Genomic DNA, 21,219 nt, shown 5'->3' with positions numbered 1-21,219 from the left:
TGAAACCATGAACAAGGAAGCATACAAACAAAGCATCAATAAACAAAAGAGAGATAAGAAAACATCTCTCTGTTGTTCAATATGTGGTGAATCCAGTCCTGAAACCCTTGAGAATCATCATTTGTTCAGTAGGGCTAATTCTGAAATGACTGTACCATTATGCAAGAACTGTCATGCAAAGATCACGTCAGAACAGAATAAGCTATCACCTAAAATAAGGTCGAAAACTTCCTCACGAAAGAACAACATCAGACTTTTTCTTGTTTCTGTTGGTGGAATCCTAAAGATAATCGCTGACCAGCTTTTATTTATTGGTTTTGAGGGTGATTTCGATGAGTAAGATAGCTGTCAGAGGATATACTCAGAAAGCATCTAACTCAAAAAAGGATACACGAAAAGTAGGAAATGAACATCCTTTAAGGCATGATAGGATATTTGTCTTTGATACAGAAACAACAATAGACCAGTTCCAGAACCTGAAGATAGGATATTTTCAGATCTACTATGAGAATCTCATCCAGCATGAAGGGCTTTTCTATGATCCTTCCATGCTTGATGAAAGAGAGACTATTGTTCTTAGATCATATTCAAAGGAATGTGGTATCTTATTGTATGACCTTGATGAGTTCATTCAGGATGTGTTCTATCCTGAAATGTTCGACCTAAGAAGTCTTTGTATAGGTTTCAATCTCCCTTTCGATCTCAGCAGGATAGCAAAAAGGTCTAGTGATTCAAGAGGAAAGAATAGGGGAGGATTTACTTTTACCCTTTCAGATAATCGCTTCAATCCTCCTATTGTGATTAAGAAACTGGGTGGCTCTCACAATGTCAAGTTCACAACTACGAAACAGAATAAGGGAGAGAACTATTTTGCTGGCTATTTCCTTGATGTTCAGACATTAGCTGAAGTCTTGCTCCAATCGCCCCGTATTTCCCTTGCAAAGGCATGTGAGAAACTGGACACCCGCATCCAGAAGATGAAAGATATAGAGCATGGAAGGGTTACAAAAAGGTACATTGATTATCTGGTAACAGATGTTGAAAGTACATTTGAGGTCTATCAAAAGCTCATAGATGAATTAGACCTTTATCAAATAGACTTGGCACCTACAAAGATATACAGTTCTGCATCTTTAGGTAAACATGCACTAAGACAACTTGGAATTAAACCTTTGAGTGAACAGCTACCCGACTTTCCCGATACTCACAAAGGGAATATAATGACCTCTTATTTTGGTGGTAGGTGTGAATGTAAGATCAGAAAAGAACCTGTAAAGGTAACAACCCTTGATTTTACAAGTATGTACCCTACCGTCACAATGGTTCTTGATCTCTGGAAGTTCGTTATTGCTGAGAATATCGAAACAACGGTTGTTACTGGTGAAATAAAAAAGATGCTTGCAAATGTCACCCTTGCATATCTCCAGAACAAGGATAATTGGAAGGACTTCATTGTAATGGTCAAATTATGTCCTGATGAAGATATTCTACCTGTAAGGATGGCATACAAGAAAGACAGTACTTCTTTCAATGTAGGCGTTAATTATCTTTCCTCTGAGCTTGAACTATGGTACTCATTACCTGATGTTGTTAGTTCTGTCCTTCTTACTGGAAAAGTACCTGAGATAGTGGAAGCTGTTAAATTCCTCCCTAAAGGGATTCAGGATGACCTGAACAGCTCTCAGATACTTGGAATAGACATAGACCCTTCAGAAGATAATTTGGTCCAGGTACTTGTTGAGGAAAGACAGAAGATAAAGTTAAGGATGAAATCACTTGAAAGGGGAGATTCAGAGTATCAAGCTCTAAAGAGCAGGGCACAGGCTATTAAGATCCTTGTTAATGCAATGAGCTATGGCATATTCATAGAACTTAATCCTGAAGATAAGAAGAGTGATATTCAGGTCTATGGTTTGGATAGTTTCCAGACCTCAGAGAACAGATTTGAGAAGGAAGGTAATTTCTATCATCCTTTGCTTGCTGTTATGATTACTTCAGGTTCAAGGCTCTTTCTTGCAATGGCTGAAGCCAAAACAAGAGAGTTAGGTTCTACTCATGCCTACATGGATACTGATAGTATCTTTGTTCCTCCAGGACATGCACAGGAAATAATTGATTATTTCCAGCCATTGAATCCTTATAATCTTGATATTGATCTATTGAAACCTGAAAAGGTGGATATGTGGTTCTATGGGATTTCCTCTAAGAGATATGCTCTTTACACTTATGAAGATGGAAATATCAAGTTCATGGAGCATGAAAGGTCATTCAAACTTCATGGTCTGGGTCATCTAACAAATCCATTTCCGAAGGCTGTTGGGGATTGGCAAGCAGAAGTATGGGAAGATTTGCTTAAATTATATTACAGGATAATTTCAGAATCAGATCTTGAAAGAAAGTATTCCAGTTTTTTTGCCATTTCAAGATTGACCGTTACTACTCCTAATGTTCTGAACAGATTCAAGAGGATTAATAAAAATAAGACATGGAAGCATCAAATTAAACCATTTAATTTCTATCTTGTTGGATTCCAGACAATAGAGGAAAATGGTAAAGCTGTAAAGCCTCTAGTTCCTTATTCTAGCGATTCACAGAGCATAGTTTACGAATCTTTTATTGATTATGAGACCGGGAATCTTAAAAATGGTTCACATTATTTCAAGCAACTTAGTAGGACAATAATAGAATACGCTAATCATCTTGAATCAAAGTTTCATGGGGAAATAGGAATACTTGAAAGAAAGCCCGTTAAGGCTGATTCTGTAATCTATATTGGCAAAGAAGCAAATAATATTGATGAGCAGGCTCTTGATGTGAGGAAGGCTCAGGAGTTTATCAACAAGCAAGAGATTATGGACAATATTCTCAACATATCCGTATCAAAAGCAAAATCTCTGGGAGTTCCAAAGACTACATTGTGGGATATGCAGAAAAGGATAAGGGAAGCAGGAGAGTTAAACTTGAGTACTCCTGCTGTGAAGAGGTTGACGTAGTATTCAAGTTGAATCTAGGAGAAATTTAATCACTTCTAAAATAGATGCTGTAATCAATCCTAGTATAGAAGCAGTAAATAATTCATAGTATTTATAATAAAAATAATTTTTAGTTTTTTGTTTTTCGTTATAAAATGCAATAATTTCTTTTTTTGAATATGAATATATTTTAGGCTCAAGCTTTATTACTATACCATTCCATGTTTTGAAAAGTTCAGCTATAGCAATTATATTTATACTTTTATTTCGGGGATTTCTTCTAATAATATTGCCATATATCCGTATAAAATTAGATAAAGAATAAAAATTAATTTCTTTTATTTCATGAGTTTTCCAGTGATTTGGGTCATGTAGTTCTGGTGATTCATTGAGATTATTACAATACGTTTTTTGTCTACCTGAATTCACCATTTCCTCAAATTCTTCTACAGGTAGATATGGAATTTCCATCATATTCTTGTTAAACAAAATTCTTATTGTTGAATCAAAAAAAAGGTCAATATCTTGAAGAATTCGATTGATTTCAAAATCATGAGACAAAATATTTCCCTCAGAGGAAAGAATATGATTCTTAGCTTGTACTCTCAATTTATTATAGTTTTTTTGAAAACTCTCTAATTCTAAATTATATGTGGCTTCTTTAATATCTTTATCTTTAAAATAATGTAGATTCATTATGTTTTTATATGCTTTATGTTGTGTTCTAAAAAAAATGAAGTCTTTATAAAATGGAGATAACAAAAACAACCCTATTATTTCTATTGTTAAACTAGAAGCAATCAAATAAGGATGTATTTTAAATTCAGTAAACAGACCAATATTTTTGATGAGAATTATAAATTGAATAGTAAAAAGTAAACCTACTGTTGTATTAATTTTATTATTTTTGAATGCTTGTGTGAACATATGTATAAACGATTTAAAATTGCTAAGTTGGTTATTTTTGAAATTCTTCAGGATGTCTATTAAAGAATTATTTTTATTTGGATAGCTAGTTAATACCATAATAACCGAACTTATATTTTTATTTCTGCATAATAGTTGTTAGTATTATTTATTACTTTCTTTGAATCTAAAATATTTTCACAGTTATAATTCTTAAATGAAGTTCGGTTTTTTGGAGATAACTATATCCCAGCAATTATATTATGGGATATAGTTATCTCTGATTTTTTGTACGCTAGGATTTCAGTTCTGTAGAACCTTTATATGAATGTTAATCAACAATAGTAATAATTCAAAAAGTATTGTCGCGTATAGAATAGATTTGCTACTTTCAGCTATAGAGGCTGAATTTGATATTTTTTCATTTTAAAGATAAAAATAATAAGAAATAGGTTCAGTAACTGAGGTCAGTGGGCCATTAGTTCACTTGCAGTTTCCTCATACATTCTCCCTTTGTCAGTTGTCATAAAAATATTTTCTTTACGCTCGATGAGCTTTTTGTCTTCCAGTGTAGAAATATACTTATCTGCAATTGTAGAATTCAAATTCGCTTTATAAACAATATGAGTCTTCTTTGCACCATGCATGGCTATCTTTAAGATAGCGATAGAAATATCCAACCTACTACGCCTTATAGTAATGCCCCCAGCATTTTATTTAATTGTACCACTAAATTCAATGATGCGATTTTCAATCAATGAACATCATTTTTTCTTATTATTAACTATCTATTAGGAAGGGTTGCCTGATAGAGTCATTTTGGTTGTTGTGTAGATCTTTATATGATGAACGCTATCAGGCAGGTTCATTTGTAGATAATGTATGTCACCGAATGTAGGAGAGGTATCACTCTTCTAATATCGTACTATCGCTATTTCATTAGAAGAATGATACACGATAAGCCCACCCCACGTGTGCTTAATTTCATACCCCATTGATTAGTATGATTGTTAAGTATTACATATAAACAAATCCCAGTATTTTTTTTCATCAATTGGCAAATTACAATGGTGTTATAATTTATAACGCCCTTAAAATTAGAGAATACCAATACTAAAATTAGAATATTGTGCGGGGGATTTGGGGAGTGGGGGTTAGTGTGGGAGTGGTTAATTATTTAAAATAGTTCCCCCGCATATCTGATGTTCTAATCAGATTTATACTATATATAATTTGTTGTCATTATAAAAAGTTGATAGAACAATATTTATACAAGATGTATAATGCCAATGTTTTCATAGAAGGTAAAGAAATCCAAAAATGCTTACGTAGGCTAAAGCGTCTGCCCAGAGATTAGGAATTATAGCCTGATAAGGCAAAGTTTGTTGGTATTAGGATTCTTCTCTTATCAGGCTATAATCTGGAACATCAACTCGGAAGCTGATGTTTATAAGGTTCCACTCCCGCATGGTAACCCCGATCATAGATAGACATTTACGATATATAGCACGATTCCTTGTGAATTGTACTCTTGGATGGGACTATTTGATGCATTTGAAAATTTAAATGACATTCAAAATTATAAAGCTAAAAAACAGAACTTCCATTATTAATTAACTGTGTGTTATATATTAATCAAGAAAAAATGTATTGTGATTAAAGTTCTGTTATTGGCGTAGAGTTCTCCAAGTAGTAGTCGAAAAAGTCTTTTCCCCACTTGAGTGCATTCTTGTTATCAAATAGAATAAATTTAGAATCAAATTCTCCATTATTTCTTAATAAACATAAGTTGGTGTAAAACTCATCATACGAAAAAAACAGGAAGTCCATTTTCTTATTATAAACGTAGATATTCACTACGTCAGTTTTCATGTAGTTTTCAAAATTTACATGATGATCAGTACATATTTTTTTAAGTAGACTTTCAGAGACAATTAAATCTATTTTTATGTTATTTTCAATCAGATAAGAGAATATATCATGATAATTGGGATAGAGTATTGTGGTAACTACGCTGTGAAACTTACATTCAGTAGATTTTTCATGATGTGTACTTCTTACATCGTATTGCTCTGTAGGAGAAATAGATATCACTTTGGATTTTCCAATCTCACTTATTCTTGATATTAAATGATGGGGAATACAATTCAGATCACGGGTTCCCCAGTAATCAATATCATTACCAAAAAGCTCAACAGTATTCAATAAAGGAACCATCTCATCAACAACCAGTTTCCCAATAGTTGTTAGTTCATATTTATCATCATAGTGAAATACAAGATAATGTTCTTCTAAGATTTTCATCTGAGGAAGTAATGCTTGTCTGATTGTATCCAATAATTCAAGAAGAGTATCCATTTCTTTCGCTCCTTCCTGCAAGAACAATAATACATTCTTTCTCTTATCAGAAGCGAATGCTACATCAAGTAATCTTTTTTTCACCAGATTTACATCCTATAAGCAGACATTGCGTATATTATGTAATATAGATACATACGTATACTTTTATGTTTGCTCCCACATCTCCAACCTTTCTTTTACATGAGAATTAAAAGTGAACGGTTTCTCAGCCTCAGCATTCTTCTTCATATAATGCAATGTACCCTTAGAGAATCCCATTTCCTTCCATTCAGAATAAGAAATACTTTATTTACCATTAAACTTTCAATAAGTAGAATATTGAAAATCAGAATGTAGTATATATCAATTTTTATCATATCGATTATAAGAAGAACTTTATAACAACTAATCGAAACTGTAAAATATACTATACTAATACTACCAGACATAACTAAAATAAGCTGTGATATTTGTTCAGCTAATTCAAACAATCATTGCTTTATATTTCATCAATCCAGAATCCGTAATTCAAATCATCAGGTTGACACAAAATGAAGATCACAAAACCACGAGGCACCCGTGATTTCCTCCCAGAGGATACAAAGAAAAGAAGGTATGTAGAGGGTATATTACGTCAGGTCGTTAAGAACTGGGGATTCAACGAAATAATCACACCTACATTTGAGAGCCTGGAACTTTTCACACTAAAATCTGGTGAAGGAATAATAGGAGAACTCTACAACTTCACAGACAAGGGAGACAGGGAAATGACCCTGCGTCCTGAACTGACAGCTCCTGTCATGAGGATGTACGTCAATGAAATGCAGGCATACCAACAGCCTTTGAAATTATTCTATTTTGAGAACTGTTTCAGGTATGAGAGACCTCAAAAGGGACGATTCAGAGAATTCTGGCAATTCGGCGTAGAACTCATCGGAAGCAAGAAAATGGATGCTGATGCTGAGGTAATTGGACTGGCAACAGAGATGCTGAAAGCAGTAGGTATCAAAGGTGACCTTCATGTGAACAATCTAGGTGTCATCAGGAACATCCTGAGTGTTCTGGAAACTGAACATCAGAGCAAAATTATGAGGCTTGTTGACAAAAAGGATTATGACGGACTTGATGAGTTCCTTGAAGAAATTAATGCTCCTGCCAGCCTTCGTATGAAACTTATTGAGCTTATCTCCCTCACTGGCACTGATGCCATTACAAAAGCAAGGGACATTATAGGCGATATACCTGAGATAGAAGATTTCCAAGAATTGCTTACTCTTCTGGATGCCTATGGTGTGGAGTACACAATTAATTTCGGAATCGCCAGAGGACTTGATTACTATACAGGTACAGTTTTTGAGATTTATGCAGAAGGACTTGGTGCCCAGAATCAGGTATGTGGCGGCGGTTCGTATCAACTCATTCAGCTATTTGGCGGTGGAGATGTTCCTTCCACAGGATTTGGTCTTGGTTTTGACAGGATAATGGAAGTATGTAAACTTGAAGCACCAGATGATGTGCCCGTTGTAATAATTGCAAAGGACAGCACACGTCTTGATGCAATAAAAGCAGCCAACAAACTCAGGCAGCACATGCCAGTCTACAATGATCTGATGAAAAGGAACTTTAAGGCTCAATTATCATATGCCAACAACATCGATTCAAAGCATGTGATAATTATCGGTGAGAAGGAAGTTGAAGCTGGAAAAGTTATGTTAAAGGATATGGCTAGCGGAGAACAGGAACTGCTGACCATTGATGAAGTCATTCAAAAACTCACAAAGAAATGATTGATTAAAACCAGATATGAGCTTGCTGATATCCAACTTGATAGAATCTACAGAACTGCAAATCCGGCTGGTGCAGACATTGTACTTATGCTATGGTAAATAATAAAGAACCTTTAGCAAGCAACCGCATACATGGTCAATTTCATCAATCACAACATATATATTAGATGATGGTATTCATAGGAAGCACTTCGCCAATCACATTAACACATTATCGGATCGACTCCCAAGTTCAACGATCTGGTAATATCTAGTATCTAAAACTTAAACCGTACATATTTAATTCAAAATTTAATTTACAATTATCAGGAGGAAGCTAATGGCAAAAATGCACACCCGTAGGAAAGGAAACTCCGGACCTACAAGACCACTTCGTACAGAAGCACCTGCATGGTCTACAATGACCACTGAAGAAGTGACAACCGTAGTAAATGACATGTGGAAACAGGGTATCAGCACAAGTGAAATTGGAATGGTACTCAGAGACAAATACGGCGTACCTGATGTCAAACTCGCTACAGGCAAGAAAATTACACAGATACTCAGAGAGGGTGGCGAGAAATTCGCTGTACCTGAGGACCTGTACAACCTTATCGTAAAGGCTATCGGACTGAGGAAACACATGAACAATAATCACAAAGATGTTCACAACAAACGTTCCCTTCAGAACATTGAAGCCAAGATCAGAAGATTGGTCAAATACTACCAGTCTACAAAGGTCCTTCCAGTTGAATGGAAGTACAAGCCAGAGACAGCTGAAATGCTGATCACCAGATAAGTAGTATATACTAATGTTTGGCCGAAAGGTCAAACTCAATTCTTTTTTTATAATGACTTTTTCGCGTAGTGTTAACTATGCAATCTCATCAATTTCAAAATTGATTAGAAGGTAACATATAAATTGTTTTAAAGAGCATTATATGCCATGAAAGCGGTCATTCTTGCAGCCGGTGAAGGTAAAAGATGCCGGCCTCTTACACTTACAAGGTCAAAGGTAATGCTTCCGGTGGCGAATAAGCCCATTCTCGAATACACCATCAATGCCCTTGTAAAGAACGATATCAAGGACATTGTTCTGGTAGTAGGATATGAAAAAGAACGTATTATGGACTATTTTGAAGACGGGATCAATTTTGGTGTCAAAATAAGATACATCGAACAAAAAACACAGATCGGAACAGCACATGCTATCCTTCAGGCACGGGATATTATTATCGACCATGGCGAAGAGAAATTCATTGTTTTAAACGGAGACAATATAATAGGTCCCGATGCGATATCAGATCTAATAACCGGAGCAGAGGGTGATGCAACACTCCTTACCTGTAAAAAGGATGACGTTAGTGGCTATGGAGTAATAGTTGCAAAAGGGAAACGTGTCAGTGAGATAATTGAAAAACCCAAGACCCTTGTAAGCCGCCTGATCAATACAGGAATCTATCTTTTCAGGACTGAAATATTTGAAATGATAGAAAATACACAGATATCTGCAACGGGTGAATATGCCATCACAGACACTCTTCAGGCAATGATCGATAATGGAATGAATGTGACAATGACAGCAACCAATGCAGAATGGCTTGATGCCGCTTTCTCATGGAACCTGCTGGAAGCGAACACAATTGTACTTGGTGATCTTGAACCTGATACTACAAATGCAAAAATAGAAGATGGAGTTAATATAAAAGGCAGTGTATCCATTGGCAAAAACACAACCATCAGAGCAGGATCATATATAGTAGGACCTGTTGTCATTGGAGATAATTGTGACATAGGACCTAATGTTGTCATTCTCCCTTCCACTAGCATCGGAAATAACGTTTCAATAGCTTCATTCTCATATATCAAAAACAGTATTCTCATGAACGATGTGCGTATCAGCACACACAGTAATGTGTCCAGTTCCGTACTCGGAAGTAACGTTTCAACAGGACCCAACTTCATCACTGAAGAAGGTGATGATATGCTTATACAGATAGAAGGCGAGCTTCAAAATGCAGGAAAGCTTGGGACCGTTATAGGTGACGATACAGAGATTGGAGGCAACGTCCTTGTCCGTGCAGGGAACATGCTATCCATAAATTGTCGCATAAGTTCAGGTAAAACAATCTCTGAGGATATCCCCACAGATTCTATAGTAATTTAGGGTGAAAAAATGTGCGGAATAGTTGGATATATCGGCGATGGTCAGGCTGTACCTATAATACTTGAATCACTCAAAATGCTGGAATACAGAGGATATGATTCCGCAGGCGTTACGATTTTCAACGGATCACTTGAAACGTATAAGATCGCGGGGAGAATAAAGAACCTGGAAGACATAATTCCTGAGAATGTAAATGGAAGTACCGGCATAGGGCATACAAGATGGGCAACACACGGAAAACCGGAAACCAGAAATGCTCACCCGCATATTTCATCTAATGTGTCAGTGGTCCACAATGGGATTATCGAAAATTATATGCAACTCAAGGAAAGACTGACAGGTCTTGGTTACGAGTTCAAGTCTGATACGGATACTGAAGTTATAGCTCATCTTTTGCATTTTAACATGAATTGCAATGGTAAGAAATACCTGCTTGATGGCCTGACAGAAACGATAAAAGAACTTGAAGGCTCATACGCAATTGCAGCACTATGTGCTGAAGAACCAGGTATACTGGCTTTTGCCAGAAAGGACAGCCCCCTAGTCATTGGAATCGGCAATGGCAGCAATTATGCTGCATCCGACGTTACTGCTTTTTTAAAGCATACAAAAGAAGTAATATATATCAACGACAATGAGATAGGGCTTTTAAAACCAGACTCAATTGACATATTTGATCTTGATGGAAACAGCATTTCCAGGGATACGGAAACCATTGAATGGACTCTTGAAGCTGCTGAAAAAGCAGGTTACGAGCATTTTATGCTAAAAGAGATACATGAACAGCCTACTTCAATACAGAATACATTTGCAGGCAAATTATCCGAACTTGAAGGGACCGTTACACTGGATGAACTATATCTTGAGCGTGACGAGATCAAAAGACTAAAAAGAGTTACAATTATAGCCTGTGGAACCTCATGGAATGCAGGCATACTTGGCAAATACCTCTTTGAAAAACTTGCTGGCCTCCACACTGACGTGGAAACTGCATCTGAGTTCAGGTACAGTAACCCGGTACTGTGCGGAGAGGAGTTGACAATTGCCATCACACAGTCAGGTGAGACAGCAGATACCCTGGCTGCAGTCAGGAGTTCAAGCTCCTACGGATGCCGTAGTATTGCAATCACAAACGTTGTGGGTAGCACCATTACCAGAGAATCGGATAGTGTGCTATATACAAGATCCGGGCCTGAAATAGGCGTTGCTGCGACAAAGACCTTCACAGCACAGCTGGTAGCACTTTACATGCTTGCCATCCATCTTGGAAGGATACGAGGTGTTGTCAGCGCAAACGAGGCAAAGGACCTTATCGTCGGGATGAAGCGTCTCCCGGGTCAGATACAAAAAATCCTCAACAAAAAAGAAATGATAAAGGAATGTGCTGCACAGTTTGCAGACAAGAGAGATTGTTTCTTTATAGGTCGTTACCTGAATTATCCTGTGGCTCTTGAAGGGGCACTGAAACTGAAGGAGATCTCATATATACATGCTGAAGGCTATGCAGCAGGTGAACTAAAACATGGCCCTCTGGCACTTATTACTGATGAGACCCCTGTGGTTGCAATCGCCACCAGAGGACATACATATGAGAAAATACTCAGCAACATCAAGGAAGTAAAGGCACGTAATGCCACTGTCATTGCGGTGGCTGATGACGATGATACTGAGATAGACAAGTACGTTGATATTGTACTTCGAGTGCCTTCTTCACATGAACTCCTTGCACCGGTACTTTCTTCAGTAGTATTGCAATTGCTTTCATATTATACAGCACTGGCAAAGGATTGTTCTATTGATAAACCAAGGAACCTTGCAAAGAGTGTAACCGTTGAATGATCATTTTATTTTAAGAGAGGATTTTGAATGAAATTATTTGGTTCATCAGGCATCCGGGGACTTGCAAATGTAGAAGTCACCGTTGACCTGGCTCTGAAAGTGGGAATGGCTCTTGGAAGATCAAAGAAGACCGCCGTTATTGGAAGAGACCCCCGTGTAGCCGGAGAGATGATAGAACATGCGCTCATCTCAGGCCTCATGTCTGCAGGATGCAATGTTGTCCGTGCAGGCATCCTGACAACACCGACTCTTGCATATGCAGCCCGCAATTATGACTGCGGAGTTATGGTCACTGCATCACATAACCCTGCACAGGATGTTGGGATCAAACTCTGGAACCCTGATGGGATGGCTTTTGACTCCACCCAGCAGGAAGAAATTGAGTATATCATCGAGAAAGAGGATTTTGTCAATGTTCCATGGAACAGGATAGGAGAAATAACCTCATACGAGAATGCGGTCAGGGATCACATTGATATGATACAAAGCCACTCGACTGGTGCACCCATAAGGGTTGTTGTCGATTGTGGAGGCGGTGCAGGCGGAACTATAACACCATTCCTTCTACGCGAAATGGGATGCGAAGTAATCACGCTTAACTCACAGATCGACGGACATTTCCCTGCACGCAATCCAGAACCTAAAGACTCGAATCTCTGGATGCTGAAAAGAGCAGTGACCGAGTTCAAGGCTGAACTTGGTATCGCTCATGATGGTGATGCTGACAGGATGATGGCTGTGGATGAGAACGGCATTTTTGTGTCAGGTGACGAAATGCTTGCCATCTTTGCACGCTACGAATGCAAGGACAATCCGAAAGTTGTAGTCCCTGTGGACACTTCAATGATAGTCGATGATGCACTCCCGGGTTCAACTATTATCCACACTAGAGTCGGTGACGTATATGTCGCGGAGGAAATGAAGAAGCAGAAGGCTGATTTTGGCGGAGAGCCATCCGGAAGCTGGATATTCCCTAGGATATCATATTGCCCGGACGGGATCTATGCGGCAGCTCTGCTTGTTGATATTGTCAAGGAGAAAAAACTCTCTGTGCTTAGGGAGGAATTGCCACAGTACCCCACACTCAGAAGTACGGTTGAATGCGATAATTCCAGAAAATCAGAAGTCATGAAAGCTATCAGCTCAAGGCTTGCGAGCATGGGGGAAGTTTCCAGCATCGATGGTATCAGGGTTGATATGGAAGATGGATGGGTATTGGTCAGGCCATCGGGAACCGAGGCAAAGATAAGGATTACAGCAGAAGCCAGGAAGAATGTGGAAGAGCTCCATGCAAAGGTTGAGACTATTGTGAAGGAGTGCCTTCAATGAAAGTAGTTATACTTGCTGCCGGTGAAGGCACAAGGATGAGACCGCTGACAGCATCTAAACCAAAAGTGATGCTCCCCATAGCGAACAAACCCATGATGGAACATACCATTAATGCTGCTATGGATGCAGGAATCAAAGAGTTCCTTATTGTTACAGGATACCGTGAAAATTCAATAATGGAGTATTTCAAGGATGGAAACCACCTTGGGATCAGTGTGGAGTATGTGCACCAGGAAGAGCAACTTGGAACTGCCAACGCCATAGGTTATGCAAAAGATTACGTTAAAGGGCATTTCATTGTTCTAAACGGAGACATGCTTGTAAGCACAGAACACATCAAACATCTGATATCCAGAACAGAGGATGCGATCATCAGTGTAAAGGAAGTGGAAGATCCTTCACAGTTCGGTGTCATTGAAAATAAGGAAGAGAGAGTCACACGGATCATCGAGAAGCCAAAGAACCCGGCAACAAACCTTGCAAATGCCGGAATATATCTTTTTGATGATGTTATTTTTGAGTACATAGATAAAACAGGAAAATCAAAAAGAGGAGAGTATGAGATAACTGATTCATTGCAGATGATGATAGATGATGGCTGCAGTGTTGGTTATGAGATACTCACCAGTGACTGGATCGACATTGGAAGGCCCTGGGATATGCTGGATGCAAACAAGGTGCTACTTGAGAATATCGATGATACCCATGAAGGTACTGTTGAACCTTATGCGACCCTGCATGGAAATGTAAAGGTTGGCAAGAACACAATTGTCCGCAATGGTGCCTATATAATCGGACCGGTGGTCATTGGTGAAAACTGTGATATCGGACCTAACTGCTTCATCAGGTCTTCAACTGCCATTGGTAACGATGTCCATATTGGCAATGCTGTTGAGGTCAAGAACAGTATAATAATGGATGGCACTAAAATAGGACATCTCAGTTATCTCGGTGACAGTGTCATAGGCACAGCCTGCAACTTCGGTGCCGGTACAAAGGTTGCGAACCTGCGACACGATAATAAGAACGTAAAATCAATGGTTAAGGGTGAACTGGTAGATACCGGCCGCAGGAAACTTGGCGTCATCATGGGAGATGATGTTCACACAGGCATCAATACAAGCATCAACATCGGTACAGTAATGGAACCGGGAAGTTCCACTATGCCCGGTGAAGTTGTTATGTACAAAAGAAAAACTAATTAAGTCGCTTTACTATCATTACCCCGGAGATTCGGATGAAATTTAATATAGAGATGCAAAAACTCAAGGAACTGGCAAGAGAGGCAGCAGATGTCATTGAAAAGCATGACCATGTACGTGTCATTTCACACAATGATGCCGACGGCCTTACATCTGCAGGAATAATCTGCCAGGCACTCATGAGAAAAGACATCCGTTTTCACACTACTATCGTACCCAGACTTGACAGATCCGTGGTTGAAATAGTGAAGGCAAGCGCTGGAGACGATGACCTTGTACTTTTCTGCGACATGGGCAGCGGGCAGTCAGACATCATATCTGAGATCAAACAGGACATAGTTGTACTGGACCACCATGTTCCGGTGGGAAAAACACCTGCAAAGGTTCTTGTAAATCCTCATCTTGTTGGAATTGACGGAGCAATGCATGTGTCCGGGTCCGGAACCACTTTCTTTGTGGCAATGGAAATGGAACCTGCAAACATAGACCTTGCAGGACTTGCAATTGCAGGTGCTGTAGGTGATAAACAGCTTTTCAGCACCCTTAATGGCCATATACTGGAAGAGGCCGTGAATGCAGAAGTAGTGACTGTTAAAAAAGGACTTAGGATTGGTGACGGAGACCTGGCAAAAGTGCTTGAGTACACACCTGAACCTTACCTCGACATCACTGGTGACAGGGAGAAAATTGATAATTTCCTTGATATTCTCGGGCTTCATGGCAATATTGAGGACCTCGACCCCGACCAGACCAAGAAACTAACATCCGCAATCGCACTTAAACTTGCAAAACATGCAAGTCCCGAAGCCATAGATGCAGCTATTGGTGATGTGTACATCCTGAACAAGGAGATAGTACATAATGTCTATGACCTCGTTGCAATACTGAACACCTGTGGCAAGGCCGATAAAGGTGGCATGGGGCTGTCTATCTGTATGAAGAATAACACACACCTTGCAGAAGCAACGGACATGGCAATGTCCCACCAGATATCCATTGTAGAGAATATCAAGAAAGGTATGGATATGGTAAAGCAGGGGAAAAGTATCGGCTACCTGATAGGTGAGGAAATGGAATCAACAGGCATGATAGCCAGTACTTTCGTCAGGTATGTCAACCCTGAAATGCCATTTGTTGCAGTTAATCAGGTAGAGGAACTTGTGAAGGTTTCTGCAAGAGGTACCCGTGCACTTGTGGAAAAAGGACTTGACCTGTCTTTTGCGCTCCGAGAAGCTGCTAAGCTGGTAGGTGGCGAAGGTGGAGGACATAATGTGGCATCCGGTGCCTCGATACCTCCGGGAACCGCAGAACAGTTCATCGCCAAAGTTGACGAGATCGTTGCAGAGCAACTCCCTCATAAGGAGCAGAGTGAATGAAAATTACTACTACCATCGAGTTCAAAGATGAAGGAGCTATGCAGGTAGCTAAAAGGATTGCAAACTCGCTGGCACCTGATAACCTGACAAATATGAATACAGAGATCAAAGAGGATAGTGTATGCATTCACATCACTACTGAGAAGATCACATCACTAATAGCTACGGTCGATGACCTTCTGATGAATGCAAAAATAGCAGAAGAGATTGCTGAAGACCTCGATGAGTGAGGAAATCAAATATTACTTTTTTTATTCCCACAAATGCCTGTTGTTATCGATCAGGGCATTCTGTTCCTCTATTCTTGAACGCTGGTATATGAGTGCCGCCGGATGATATATCTTCAGGAGAGTGTGCTTTCCATCCACTATTCGGGGGACACCCCAATCAAGTTTCTCACCGTTGCAAAAGGCTTTTTCCGCAGTGTTGCCAAGCAGGATGATCACCTTTGGGTTAAGAAGCTCGATCTGAGCCTGGAGGAAGGGTTTGCAGGCATTTATTTCACTTTTCAGGGGATTGCGATTATTTGGAGGGCGGCACTTTATAGTATTTATCACTGCATAGCCGTCCTCGGAAAGGCCCATGTATTCGATCATGCCATCAAGGTTCTTTCCGGCTCTGCCGCAAAAAGGAATTCCAGTCTCATCTTCATTCTTGCCAGGAGCCTCACCCACGAAAACTATCTTCGGACTACGAGAGCCTTTACTAATGACCCTGTTTGTGACCGTTTCATGAAGCTGACAGTCAGTGCATGTATTAATCTCATTCTCGATCCCTTCAAATCCCTGCTCTACAAGTTCACTAACTGATCGGATTGCCATATGAAACACCTGATTCGTTTTCATTAGATTCTGCTTAATGCATAAGTTAAGTCTGTTTTTCTGCCTGAAGAGCTTCCATGAAGCGTATTTGCTCTGAGATAAAAGTATTGTAAGGCGTATCGATACCAAATTCCTTTGCCCTTATAACAATAGCACCATTGAGGAAATCGATCTCGGTCTTTCTTCCTGATGAGATATCCTGGAGCATTGATGAATGGTGTTCTGCAGTATTTGGGAGCTGGAAATCATGCAGGTAATTAAGATATTCATCCGCACTTTTCCATGGAAGAATAACTCCTTCTGCTTCTGTGACCATAAAAGCCTCTTTTACCACATTGATAATAATATTCCATGCGTGTTTATTTTCCAATTTTCCATAAGGAACACCCATAACAGCACCAAGTGGATTGAGGGCTGAATTGTAAAGAACCTTTGACCAGACAGAACTCATGATATTCTCTGTTCCTGTAACCTGAATACCTGCACTTTTAATCAGTTCTACAAGTTGGAGTACACTGTCATCAATTCCTGATGGGAATCTTCCAAGGTTCATTGGTCCGGTTTCAACAGACACGTGTATTTCTGCATCGCCCACCCATTCAAACCCGGTAATAATAGTGCCGCCAATTACCTTATCAGTATATCTGGCAATTATTTCCTCATTACCCAGGCCATTCTGCATACTGACAACCTCCCTGCCCTTAATTATATTGGAGAATTGTTCACATATAGCTTCAGTTGCAGTGGACTTGGAAGTGATGAATATATAATCATAATTATCTTCTGGAACTTCTTCAGAGCAGCTGAATTTGCAGGTTGATTCACCCCAGAGACCGGTCATTTTAAAACCTGCATCCTTTATCCTGTCAGCATGCCTCTGGCGGCAGACCGCATGCACATCACAAACCGAAGACAGTTTTGCAGCAAGTGAAAGACCCACTGCTCCCGCACCTAATATCAGGACTTTCATAGAGCACCTCATTTCTGACTTAGATGTTTTTTTCCATTAAAAGAATAACTCTTGGATGGCAGCCAATAAAGAGAAGCTCTTAATTAGCAAAAGATACATCATGCATAAAGTAACCAGACACAGAGAAATATTTGTGGAAATCAGGTATCTTAGCTTACTTATCACTGCTGAATTATCATAATCACAAAAAGGAATGGAATCATAATGGAAGCAAAGAAAAGAGATGAATGCTGTCCGGCAGACAAACCGGAAGGTTTCGGAGCTGTAATCAATTTCAAATTCAGGCTGGAGTGTTCACTTAAGACCAGTGCCGATGCAACACCGGCTGCAGATGTTATCGGTGACTACATACATGAGGCTAATCACACTATTCTTACCAAAGGAGCACCGGAGGGACAGGGTGCAAAGGTCACTGGATGGAGAGTCGAGGGTGACAGGATAAAACTCATCATCGAGTCAGGCAGGCATGTCCGTGTACACGATGCACTGCTCCGTATGAGAAAACCACTTGCTGGAAAGCTTGGAAAAGAGTTCAAGATAGGTGTCCGTGGAATAGAGGTTGACTCATACACAATTGAAGTACCTTCCGAAAAAGAACTTCCTCCAATGAGGATTCCCTATGTAAGCGAGATGACATATAAGGATGGAAGCATCAAACTTGTACTTGATGTTGATGAAGCTGCAATGTCAAATCGTGTTCCTGACAGGATACTTTCCCTGATGGAAGATAAACTGGAGCAGGGAGAATACGGCGGAAAGACCGAGCACTGGAACGTACTGTGGCAGAGTGAAAAGAAGGAACATGCATTCACAGAAGACCCTACCAAGGCAATGATGGAAGCCGGATGGCTTAAGAGAGGTGCCAGCAGGGGACAGTGGATACATGGCCCGCAGTCCACTAAAATGTTCAGGACCTTTGAAAAGATAGTTCTTGATGAACTGCTGGAACCATTGGGATACAGGGAAATGATCTTCCCAAAGCTGGTTCCATGGGAGGTATGGCAGAAATCAGGACACGCAAAGGGTGTTTATCCTGAGATATATTACGTATGTCCTCCAAAGACCAGGGACCCTGAGTTCTGGGAAGAAGTAATTGACCATTATAAAGTAACCCTTGAGGTCCCTACATCCCTTATCAAAGAGAAGATAGGAGACCCAATTGGTGGAATGTGCTATGCACAGTGCCCTCCATTCTGGACATACCTGCAGGGTGAAACAGTACCTACAGATGAATTCCCTATCAAGGTATTCGACAGGTCAGGAACTTCACACAGGTATGAGAGTGGTGGAATCCACGGCATGGAACGTGTGGATGAATTCCACAGGATAGAGATCCTCTGGGTTGGAAACAAAGAACAGGTAATCAAGACTGCCAATGAACTGCACGAGAGATACATGCATATCTTCAATGAGATACTGGACCTCGAATGGAGAAAAGCATGGGTTACACCATGGTTCATGGCACAGGAAGGACTTACCGGAGTCTCTGAGCAGACCGAGGCCGGAACAACCGACTATGAAGCAGTTCTGCCTTATCGCGGCGAAGACGGAGAATGGCTGGAATTCCAGAATGTCAGTGTGAACGGCAACAAGTATCCATCAGGATTCAATGTCAAATGCCAGTCAGGAGAAGAACTCTGGTCCGGATGTTCCGGTGTCGGACTGGAAAGATGGGCTTCAGCGTTCTTTGCACAGAAAGGACTGGACCCTGCAAACTGGCCTGAGGAATTCAGGAAAAGAGTTGGAGAGGTTCCCAGAGGAATCAGGTTCCTCTGATCTTTTTGTTTTTGATGGGAAAAACCCATCAAAATACTATTTTAGTTATTCAAGTTCAATTGCTGTTTCTGTTTTATTATTGCTTATTCCTTGAACTGCTTTATAATGTCAATGAAATCCTTTGTTTCTCTGGCAACATCATCACTGCACACTACCGCAGAAATTGCTACAAGGCTGTCCGAACCACCTACAATAACACTTTCACAGTTCTGTTTATTAATGCCACCTATAGCAACGATAGGAACGTCTATGGCATCTTTTACAGCTCTGATGCTCTCCGGACCGATACCATCACCTGCATCGTTTTTGGTGGTGGTGTCAAAGATAGGACCCAGACCCACGTAATCAGCACCATTCCGTTCTGCTTCAAGAGCCTCTTCAACATTGTGGACCGTAAGACCGATTATCTTATCAGGACCCAGAAGATTCCGTGCAGTTGATATATGCATGTCATCCTGACCTATATGAACACCATCGGCATCAACAGCAAGAGCAACATCCACCCGGTCATTCACCAGGAATATTGCCTCACTGCCACACAGGGTTTTGATTTGCGATGCTTCAAGGATCATATCCTTTGTGCTTCTGGATTTTTCCCTGTACTGGACTATCCTGCAACCTGCAGTAACTGCATTCTCTACATCTGACAGTGTTCCTTTTTTAGACAAAACGGAATCAGTCACAAGGTAGAAGTCTATGAGTTTCAACAATGATCTTTTATGTTCCATACTCAACTCAGCATTCTTCAAAATTCATCATGGACTGTACTTTTTCATCTGAAAGGTTAAATGCCTCGTCATAGAAATACATCTTGAAAGTTCCCGGACCTGCGGACTTTTCAGCTGCCTGTTCTCCGGCTATTCCAAAATAGCACAATGCATCCTTTGCTGCAACGCAGTAATCTGCATTGACAGCAGCGAAGGAACCTATGACAGATGCTGCCATACATCCTGTACCTACGATCAGGCCCATGGACTCGTGTCCGTTCTTAACAACAAAGGTCCTTTCTCCATCGCTGATTATGTCTTCCTTACCTGTCATTACAACAACACATGACCTTGTTCTTGCAAACTCTTTTGCAACCTGCTTCGGGTCAGCATCAATTGCTGTTGCTTCAACACCTCTGGTCTGGGCATTTTCACCTGCCAGCTTTGCAATCTCGGAATAATTGCCTTTGATTATATCAATTCTTACGGAGTCAAGTATCTTTGTTGCCATCTCATCACGGAAAGGTGTGGCACCCACACCTACAGCATCAAGAACTACAGGAACACTCTTCTCATTTGCAGCTTTTGCCGATATGAGCATTGCATTGATCAGCTCTTCAGTGAGAGTACCGATATTGAGCACAAGTGCCGAGGAGATACCCGTCATATCTGCAGCCTCCTGGGGTGCATGGGCCATTACTGGAAGGGCACCGAAGGCCCTCGTCATGTTCGCACAGTCATAGATCGTTACCCAGTTGGTTATATGGTGTACCAGTGGTTTTGTTTCCCTTATTTTTTGCAGTGGAAGATTCATATACAAATTGCCCCTTATGTCAGGAAGACATTTTAGTGATAATGTATTTACAATTGTGAATATCCTAGAGAAGGATTTATCACTAAAATACTTTTTGTAATTCACAATCAGGAAGTGAAACAATTGAGTTAAAACAATTGTCGGCCTGAAATGATTAACCGATTTCTTTATATAGAGATATGCATAGTATAGAGAGCCAATTTATCAGTGCATACCTTATTTCAGAATTATATT

18 protein-coding genes are annotated in these 21,219 nt (G+C 40.0%); 11 read left to right on the top strand and 7 right to left on the bottom strand.

From position 1 onward, the window contains the following. Positions 1 to 7 precede the first annotated feature (7 nt). Both RE476_RS00945 and RE476_RS00940 read left to right on the top strand, forming a co-directional pair. The gene (locus tag RE476_RS00945) at positions 8 to 340 is read left to right on the top strand and encodes an HNH endonuclease (RefSeq protein ID WP_309308319.1); all 333 of its coding nucleotides are present in this window, start codon (positions 8 to 10) and stop codon (positions 338 to 340) included. After that, on the top strand, positions 333 to 2,993 hold the full coding sequence (locus RE476_RS00940) for a DNA polymerase (RefSeq protein WP_309308317.1): 2,661 nt from the start codon (positions 333 to 335) through the stop codon (positions 2,991 to 2,993). Before RE476_RS00945 ends, RE476_RS00940 begins: the two co-directional genes overlap by 8 nt. A 3-nt stretch (positions 2,994 to 2,996) precedes the next feature. Here RE476_RS00940 and RE476_RS00935 read toward each other — a convergent pair whose 3' ends face one another. From RE476_RS00935 to RE476_RS00925, 3 genes are all read right to left on the bottom strand, one after another. Further along, positions 2,997 to 3,899 carry a hypothetical protein gene (locus RE476_RS00935; RefSeq protein ID WP_309308315.1) on the bottom strand — a complete coding sequence of 301 codons (903 nt, stop codon included), beginning with the start codon at positions 3,897 to 3,899 and terminating at the stop codon, positions 2,997 to 2,999. Positions 3,900 to 4,345: 446 nt separating this feature from the next. After that, on the bottom strand, positions 4,346 to 4,558 hold the full coding sequence (locus RE476_RS00930) for a winged helix-turn-helix domain-containing protein (RefSeq protein WP_309308313.1): 213 nt from the start codon (positions 4,556 to 4,558) through the stop codon (positions 4,346 to 4,348). Positions 4,559 to 5,534: 976 nt separating this feature from the next. Beyond that, a complete protein-coding gene (locus tag RE476_RS00925; RefSeq protein ID WP_309308312.1) occupies positions 5,535 to 6,320 on the bottom strand; it encodes a helix-turn-helix transcriptional regulator in 786 nt (261 codons plus the stop codon). Between the two features lie 449 nt (positions 6,321 to 6,769). Here RE476_RS00925 and hisS point away from each other — a divergent pair, with 449 nt between their 5' ends. The 8 genes from hisS to RE476_RS00885 all read left to right on the top strand — a co-directional run bounded on the left by hisS (position 6,770) and on the right by RE476_RS00885 (position 16,127). Then, the gene (gene hisS / locus RE476_RS00920) at positions 6,770 to 8,005 is read left to right on the top strand and encodes a histidine--tRNA ligase (RefSeq protein WP_309308310.1); all 1,236 of its coding nucleotides are present in this window, start codon (positions 6,770 to 6,772) and stop codon (positions 8,003 to 8,005) included. 319 nt (positions 8,006 to 8,324) lie between these two features. Next, the gene (locus RE476_RS00915; RefSeq protein ID WP_309308308.1) at positions 8,325 to 8,783 is read left to right on the top strand and encodes a 30S ribosomal protein S15; all 459 of its coding nucleotides are present in this window, start codon (positions 8,325 to 8,327) and stop codon (positions 8,781 to 8,783) included. Between the two features lie 147 nt (positions 8,784 to 8,930). Continuing rightward, a complete protein-coding gene (glmU, locus tag RE476_RS00910; RefSeq protein ID WP_309308306.1) occupies positions 8,931 to 10,151 on the top strand; it encodes a bifunctional sugar-1-phosphate nucleotidylyltransferase/acetyltransferase in 1,221 nt (406 codons plus the stop codon). 9 nt (positions 10,152 to 10,160) lie between these two features. Further along, a complete protein-coding gene (glmS, locus tag RE476_RS00905) occupies positions 10,161 to 11,990 on the top strand; it encodes a glutamine--fructose-6-phosphate transaminase (isomerizing) (protein WP_309308304.1) in 1,830 nt (609 codons plus the stop codon). A gap of 27 nt (positions 11,991 to 12,017) precedes the next feature. Next, positions 12,018 to 13,319: a phosphoglucosamine mutase gene (gene glmM / locus RE476_RS00900; RefSeq protein WP_309308302.1), complete on the top strand. Its 1,302-nt coding sequence runs from the start codon at positions 12,018 to 12,020 to the stop codon at positions 13,317 to 13,319. After that, a complete protein-coding gene (gene glmU, locus RE476_RS00895) occupies positions 13,316 to 14,524 on the top strand; it encodes a bifunctional sugar-1-phosphate nucleotidylyltransferase/acetyltransferase (RefSeq protein WP_309308300.1) in 1,209 nt (402 codons plus the stop codon). Before glmM ends, glmU (RE476_RS00895) begins: the two co-directional genes overlap by 4 nt. Before the next feature lie 32 nt (positions 14,525 to 14,556). Continuing rightward, positions 14,557 to 15,897, top strand: a complete 1,341-nt coding sequence (locus tag RE476_RS00890) for a DHH family phosphoesterase (protein ID WP_309308298.1) — start codon at positions 14,557 to 14,559, stop codon at positions 15,895 to 15,897. Continuing rightward, positions 15,894 to 16,127 (top strand): KEOPS complex subunit Pcc1, encoded by a 234-nt coding sequence (locus tag RE476_RS00885; protein ID WP_309308296.1) that lies wholly within the window; start codon positions 15,894 to 15,896, stop codon positions 16,125 to 16,127. The genes RE476_RS00890 and RE476_RS00885 overlap by 4 nt, the downstream gene beginning before the upstream one ends. Before the next feature lie 21 nt (positions 16,128 to 16,148). Here RE476_RS00885 and RE476_RS00880 read toward each other — a convergent pair whose 3' ends face one another. Both RE476_RS00880 and RE476_RS00875 read right to left on the bottom strand, forming a co-directional pair. Then, a complete protein-coding gene (locus RE476_RS00880) occupies positions 16,149 to 16,718 on the bottom strand; it encodes a uracil-DNA glycosylase (RefSeq protein ID WP_309308294.1) in 570 nt (189 codons plus the stop codon). Between the two features lie 46 nt (positions 16,719 to 16,764). Further along, positions 16,765 to 17,688, bottom strand: a complete 924-nt coding sequence (locus RE476_RS00875) for a ketopantoate reductase family protein (RefSeq protein ID WP_309308292.1) — start codon at positions 17,686 to 17,688, stop codon at positions 16,765 to 16,767. 204 nt (positions 17,689 to 17,892) lie between these two features. On the opposite strand from RE476_RS00875, the gene RE476_RS00870 reads away from it, so the two are divergent. Further along, the gene (locus RE476_RS00870) at positions 17,893 to 19,464 is read left to right on the top strand and encodes a serine--tRNA ligase (RefSeq protein ID WP_406600971.1); all 1,572 of its coding nucleotides are present in this window, start codon (positions 17,893 to 17,895) and stop codon (positions 19,462 to 19,464) included. Positions 19,465 to 19,547: 83 nt separating this feature from the next. Here the strand turns inward: RE476_RS00870 and thiE are convergent, their stop codons facing one another. Beyond that, the gene (thiE, locus tag RE476_RS00865; RefSeq protein ID WP_309308290.1) at positions 19,548 to 20,192 is read right to left on the bottom strand and encodes a thiamine phosphate synthase; all 645 of its coding nucleotides are present in this window, start codon (positions 20,190 to 20,192) and stop codon (positions 19,548 to 19,550) included. 7 nt (positions 20,193 to 20,199) lie between these two features. Beyond that, on the bottom strand, positions 20,200 to 20,985 hold the full coding sequence (gene thiM, locus RE476_RS00860; RefSeq protein WP_309308289.1) for a hydroxyethylthiazole kinase: 786 nt from the start codon (positions 20,983 to 20,985) through the stop codon (positions 20,200 to 20,202). Positions 20,986 to 21,219: the final 234 nt, after the last annotated feature.

Origin of the sequence: Methanolobus mangrovi, from assembly GCF_031312535.1 — an archaeon.
Classification (GTDB): Archaea; Halobacteriota; Methanosarcinia; order Methanosarcinales; family Methanosarcinaceae; genus Methanolobus; species Methanolobus mangrovi.
Note: the sequence above shows the minus strand (reverse complement) of the source record. Positions and strands in the feature narration are given on the sequence as shown.

Bases quoted from the DNA above. Each gene is read 5' to 3' on its own strand.
- glmU (WP_309308306.1), top strand. From the start codon at position 8,931: ATGAAAGCGGTCATTCTTGCAGCCGGTGAAGGTAAAAGATGCCGGCCT.
- thiM (WP_309308289.1), bottom strand. From the start codon at position 20,985: ATGAATCTTCCACTGCAAAAAATAAGGGAAACAAAACCACTGGTACAC.
- thiE (WP_309308290.1), bottom strand. From the start codon at position 20,192: ATGGAACATAAAAGATCATTGTTGAAACTCATAGACTTCTACCTTGTG.
- RE476_RS00870 (WP_406600971.1), top strand. From the start codon at position 17,893: ATGGAAGCAAAGAAAAGAGATGAATGCTGTCCGGCAGACAAACCGGAA.
- RE476_RS00935 (WP_309308315.1), bottom strand. From the start codon at position 3,899: ATGTTCACACAAGCATTCAAAAATAATAAAATTAATACAACAGTAGGT.
- RE476_RS00940 (WP_309308317.1), top strand. From the start codon at position 333: ATGAGTAAGATAGCTGTCAGAGGATATACTCAGAAAGCATCTAACTCA.
- glmM (WP_309308302.1), top strand. From the start codon at position 12,018: ATGAAATTATTTGGTTCATCAGGCATCCGGGGACTTGCAAATGTAGAA.
- RE476_RS00915 (WP_309308308.1), top strand. From the start codon at position 8,325: ATGGCAAAAATGCACACCCGTAGGAAAGGAAACTCCGGACCTACAAGA.
- RE476_RS00880 (WP_309308294.1), bottom strand. From the start codon at position 16,718: ATGGCAATCCGATCAGTTAGTGAACTTGTAGAGCAGGGATTTGAAGGG.
- glmU (WP_309308300.1), top strand. From the start codon at position 13,316: ATGAAAGTAGTTATACTTGCTGCCGGTGAAGGCACAAGGATGAGACCG.
- glmS (WP_309308304.1), top strand. From the start codon at position 10,161: ATGTGCGGAATAGTTGGATATATCGGCGATGGTCAGGCTGTACCTATA.
- RE476_RS00890 (WP_309308298.1), top strand. From the start codon at position 14,557: ATGAAATTTAATATAGAGATGCAAAAACTCAAGGAACTGGCAAGAGAG.
- RE476_RS00885 (WP_309308296.1), top strand. From the start codon at position 15,894: ATGAAAATTACTACTACCATCGAGTTCAAAGATGAAGGAGCTATGCAG.
- hisS (WP_309308310.1), top strand. From the start codon at position 6,770: ATGAAGATCACAAAACCACGAGGCACCCGTGATTTCCTCCCAGAGGAT.
- RE476_RS00945 (WP_309308319.1), top strand. From the start codon at position 8: ATGAACAAGGAAGCATACAAACAAAGCATCAATAAACAAAAGAGAGAT.
- RE476_RS00875 (WP_309308292.1), bottom strand. From the start codon at position 17,688: ATGAAAGTCCTGATATTAGGTGCGGGAGCAGTGGGTCTTTCACTTGCT.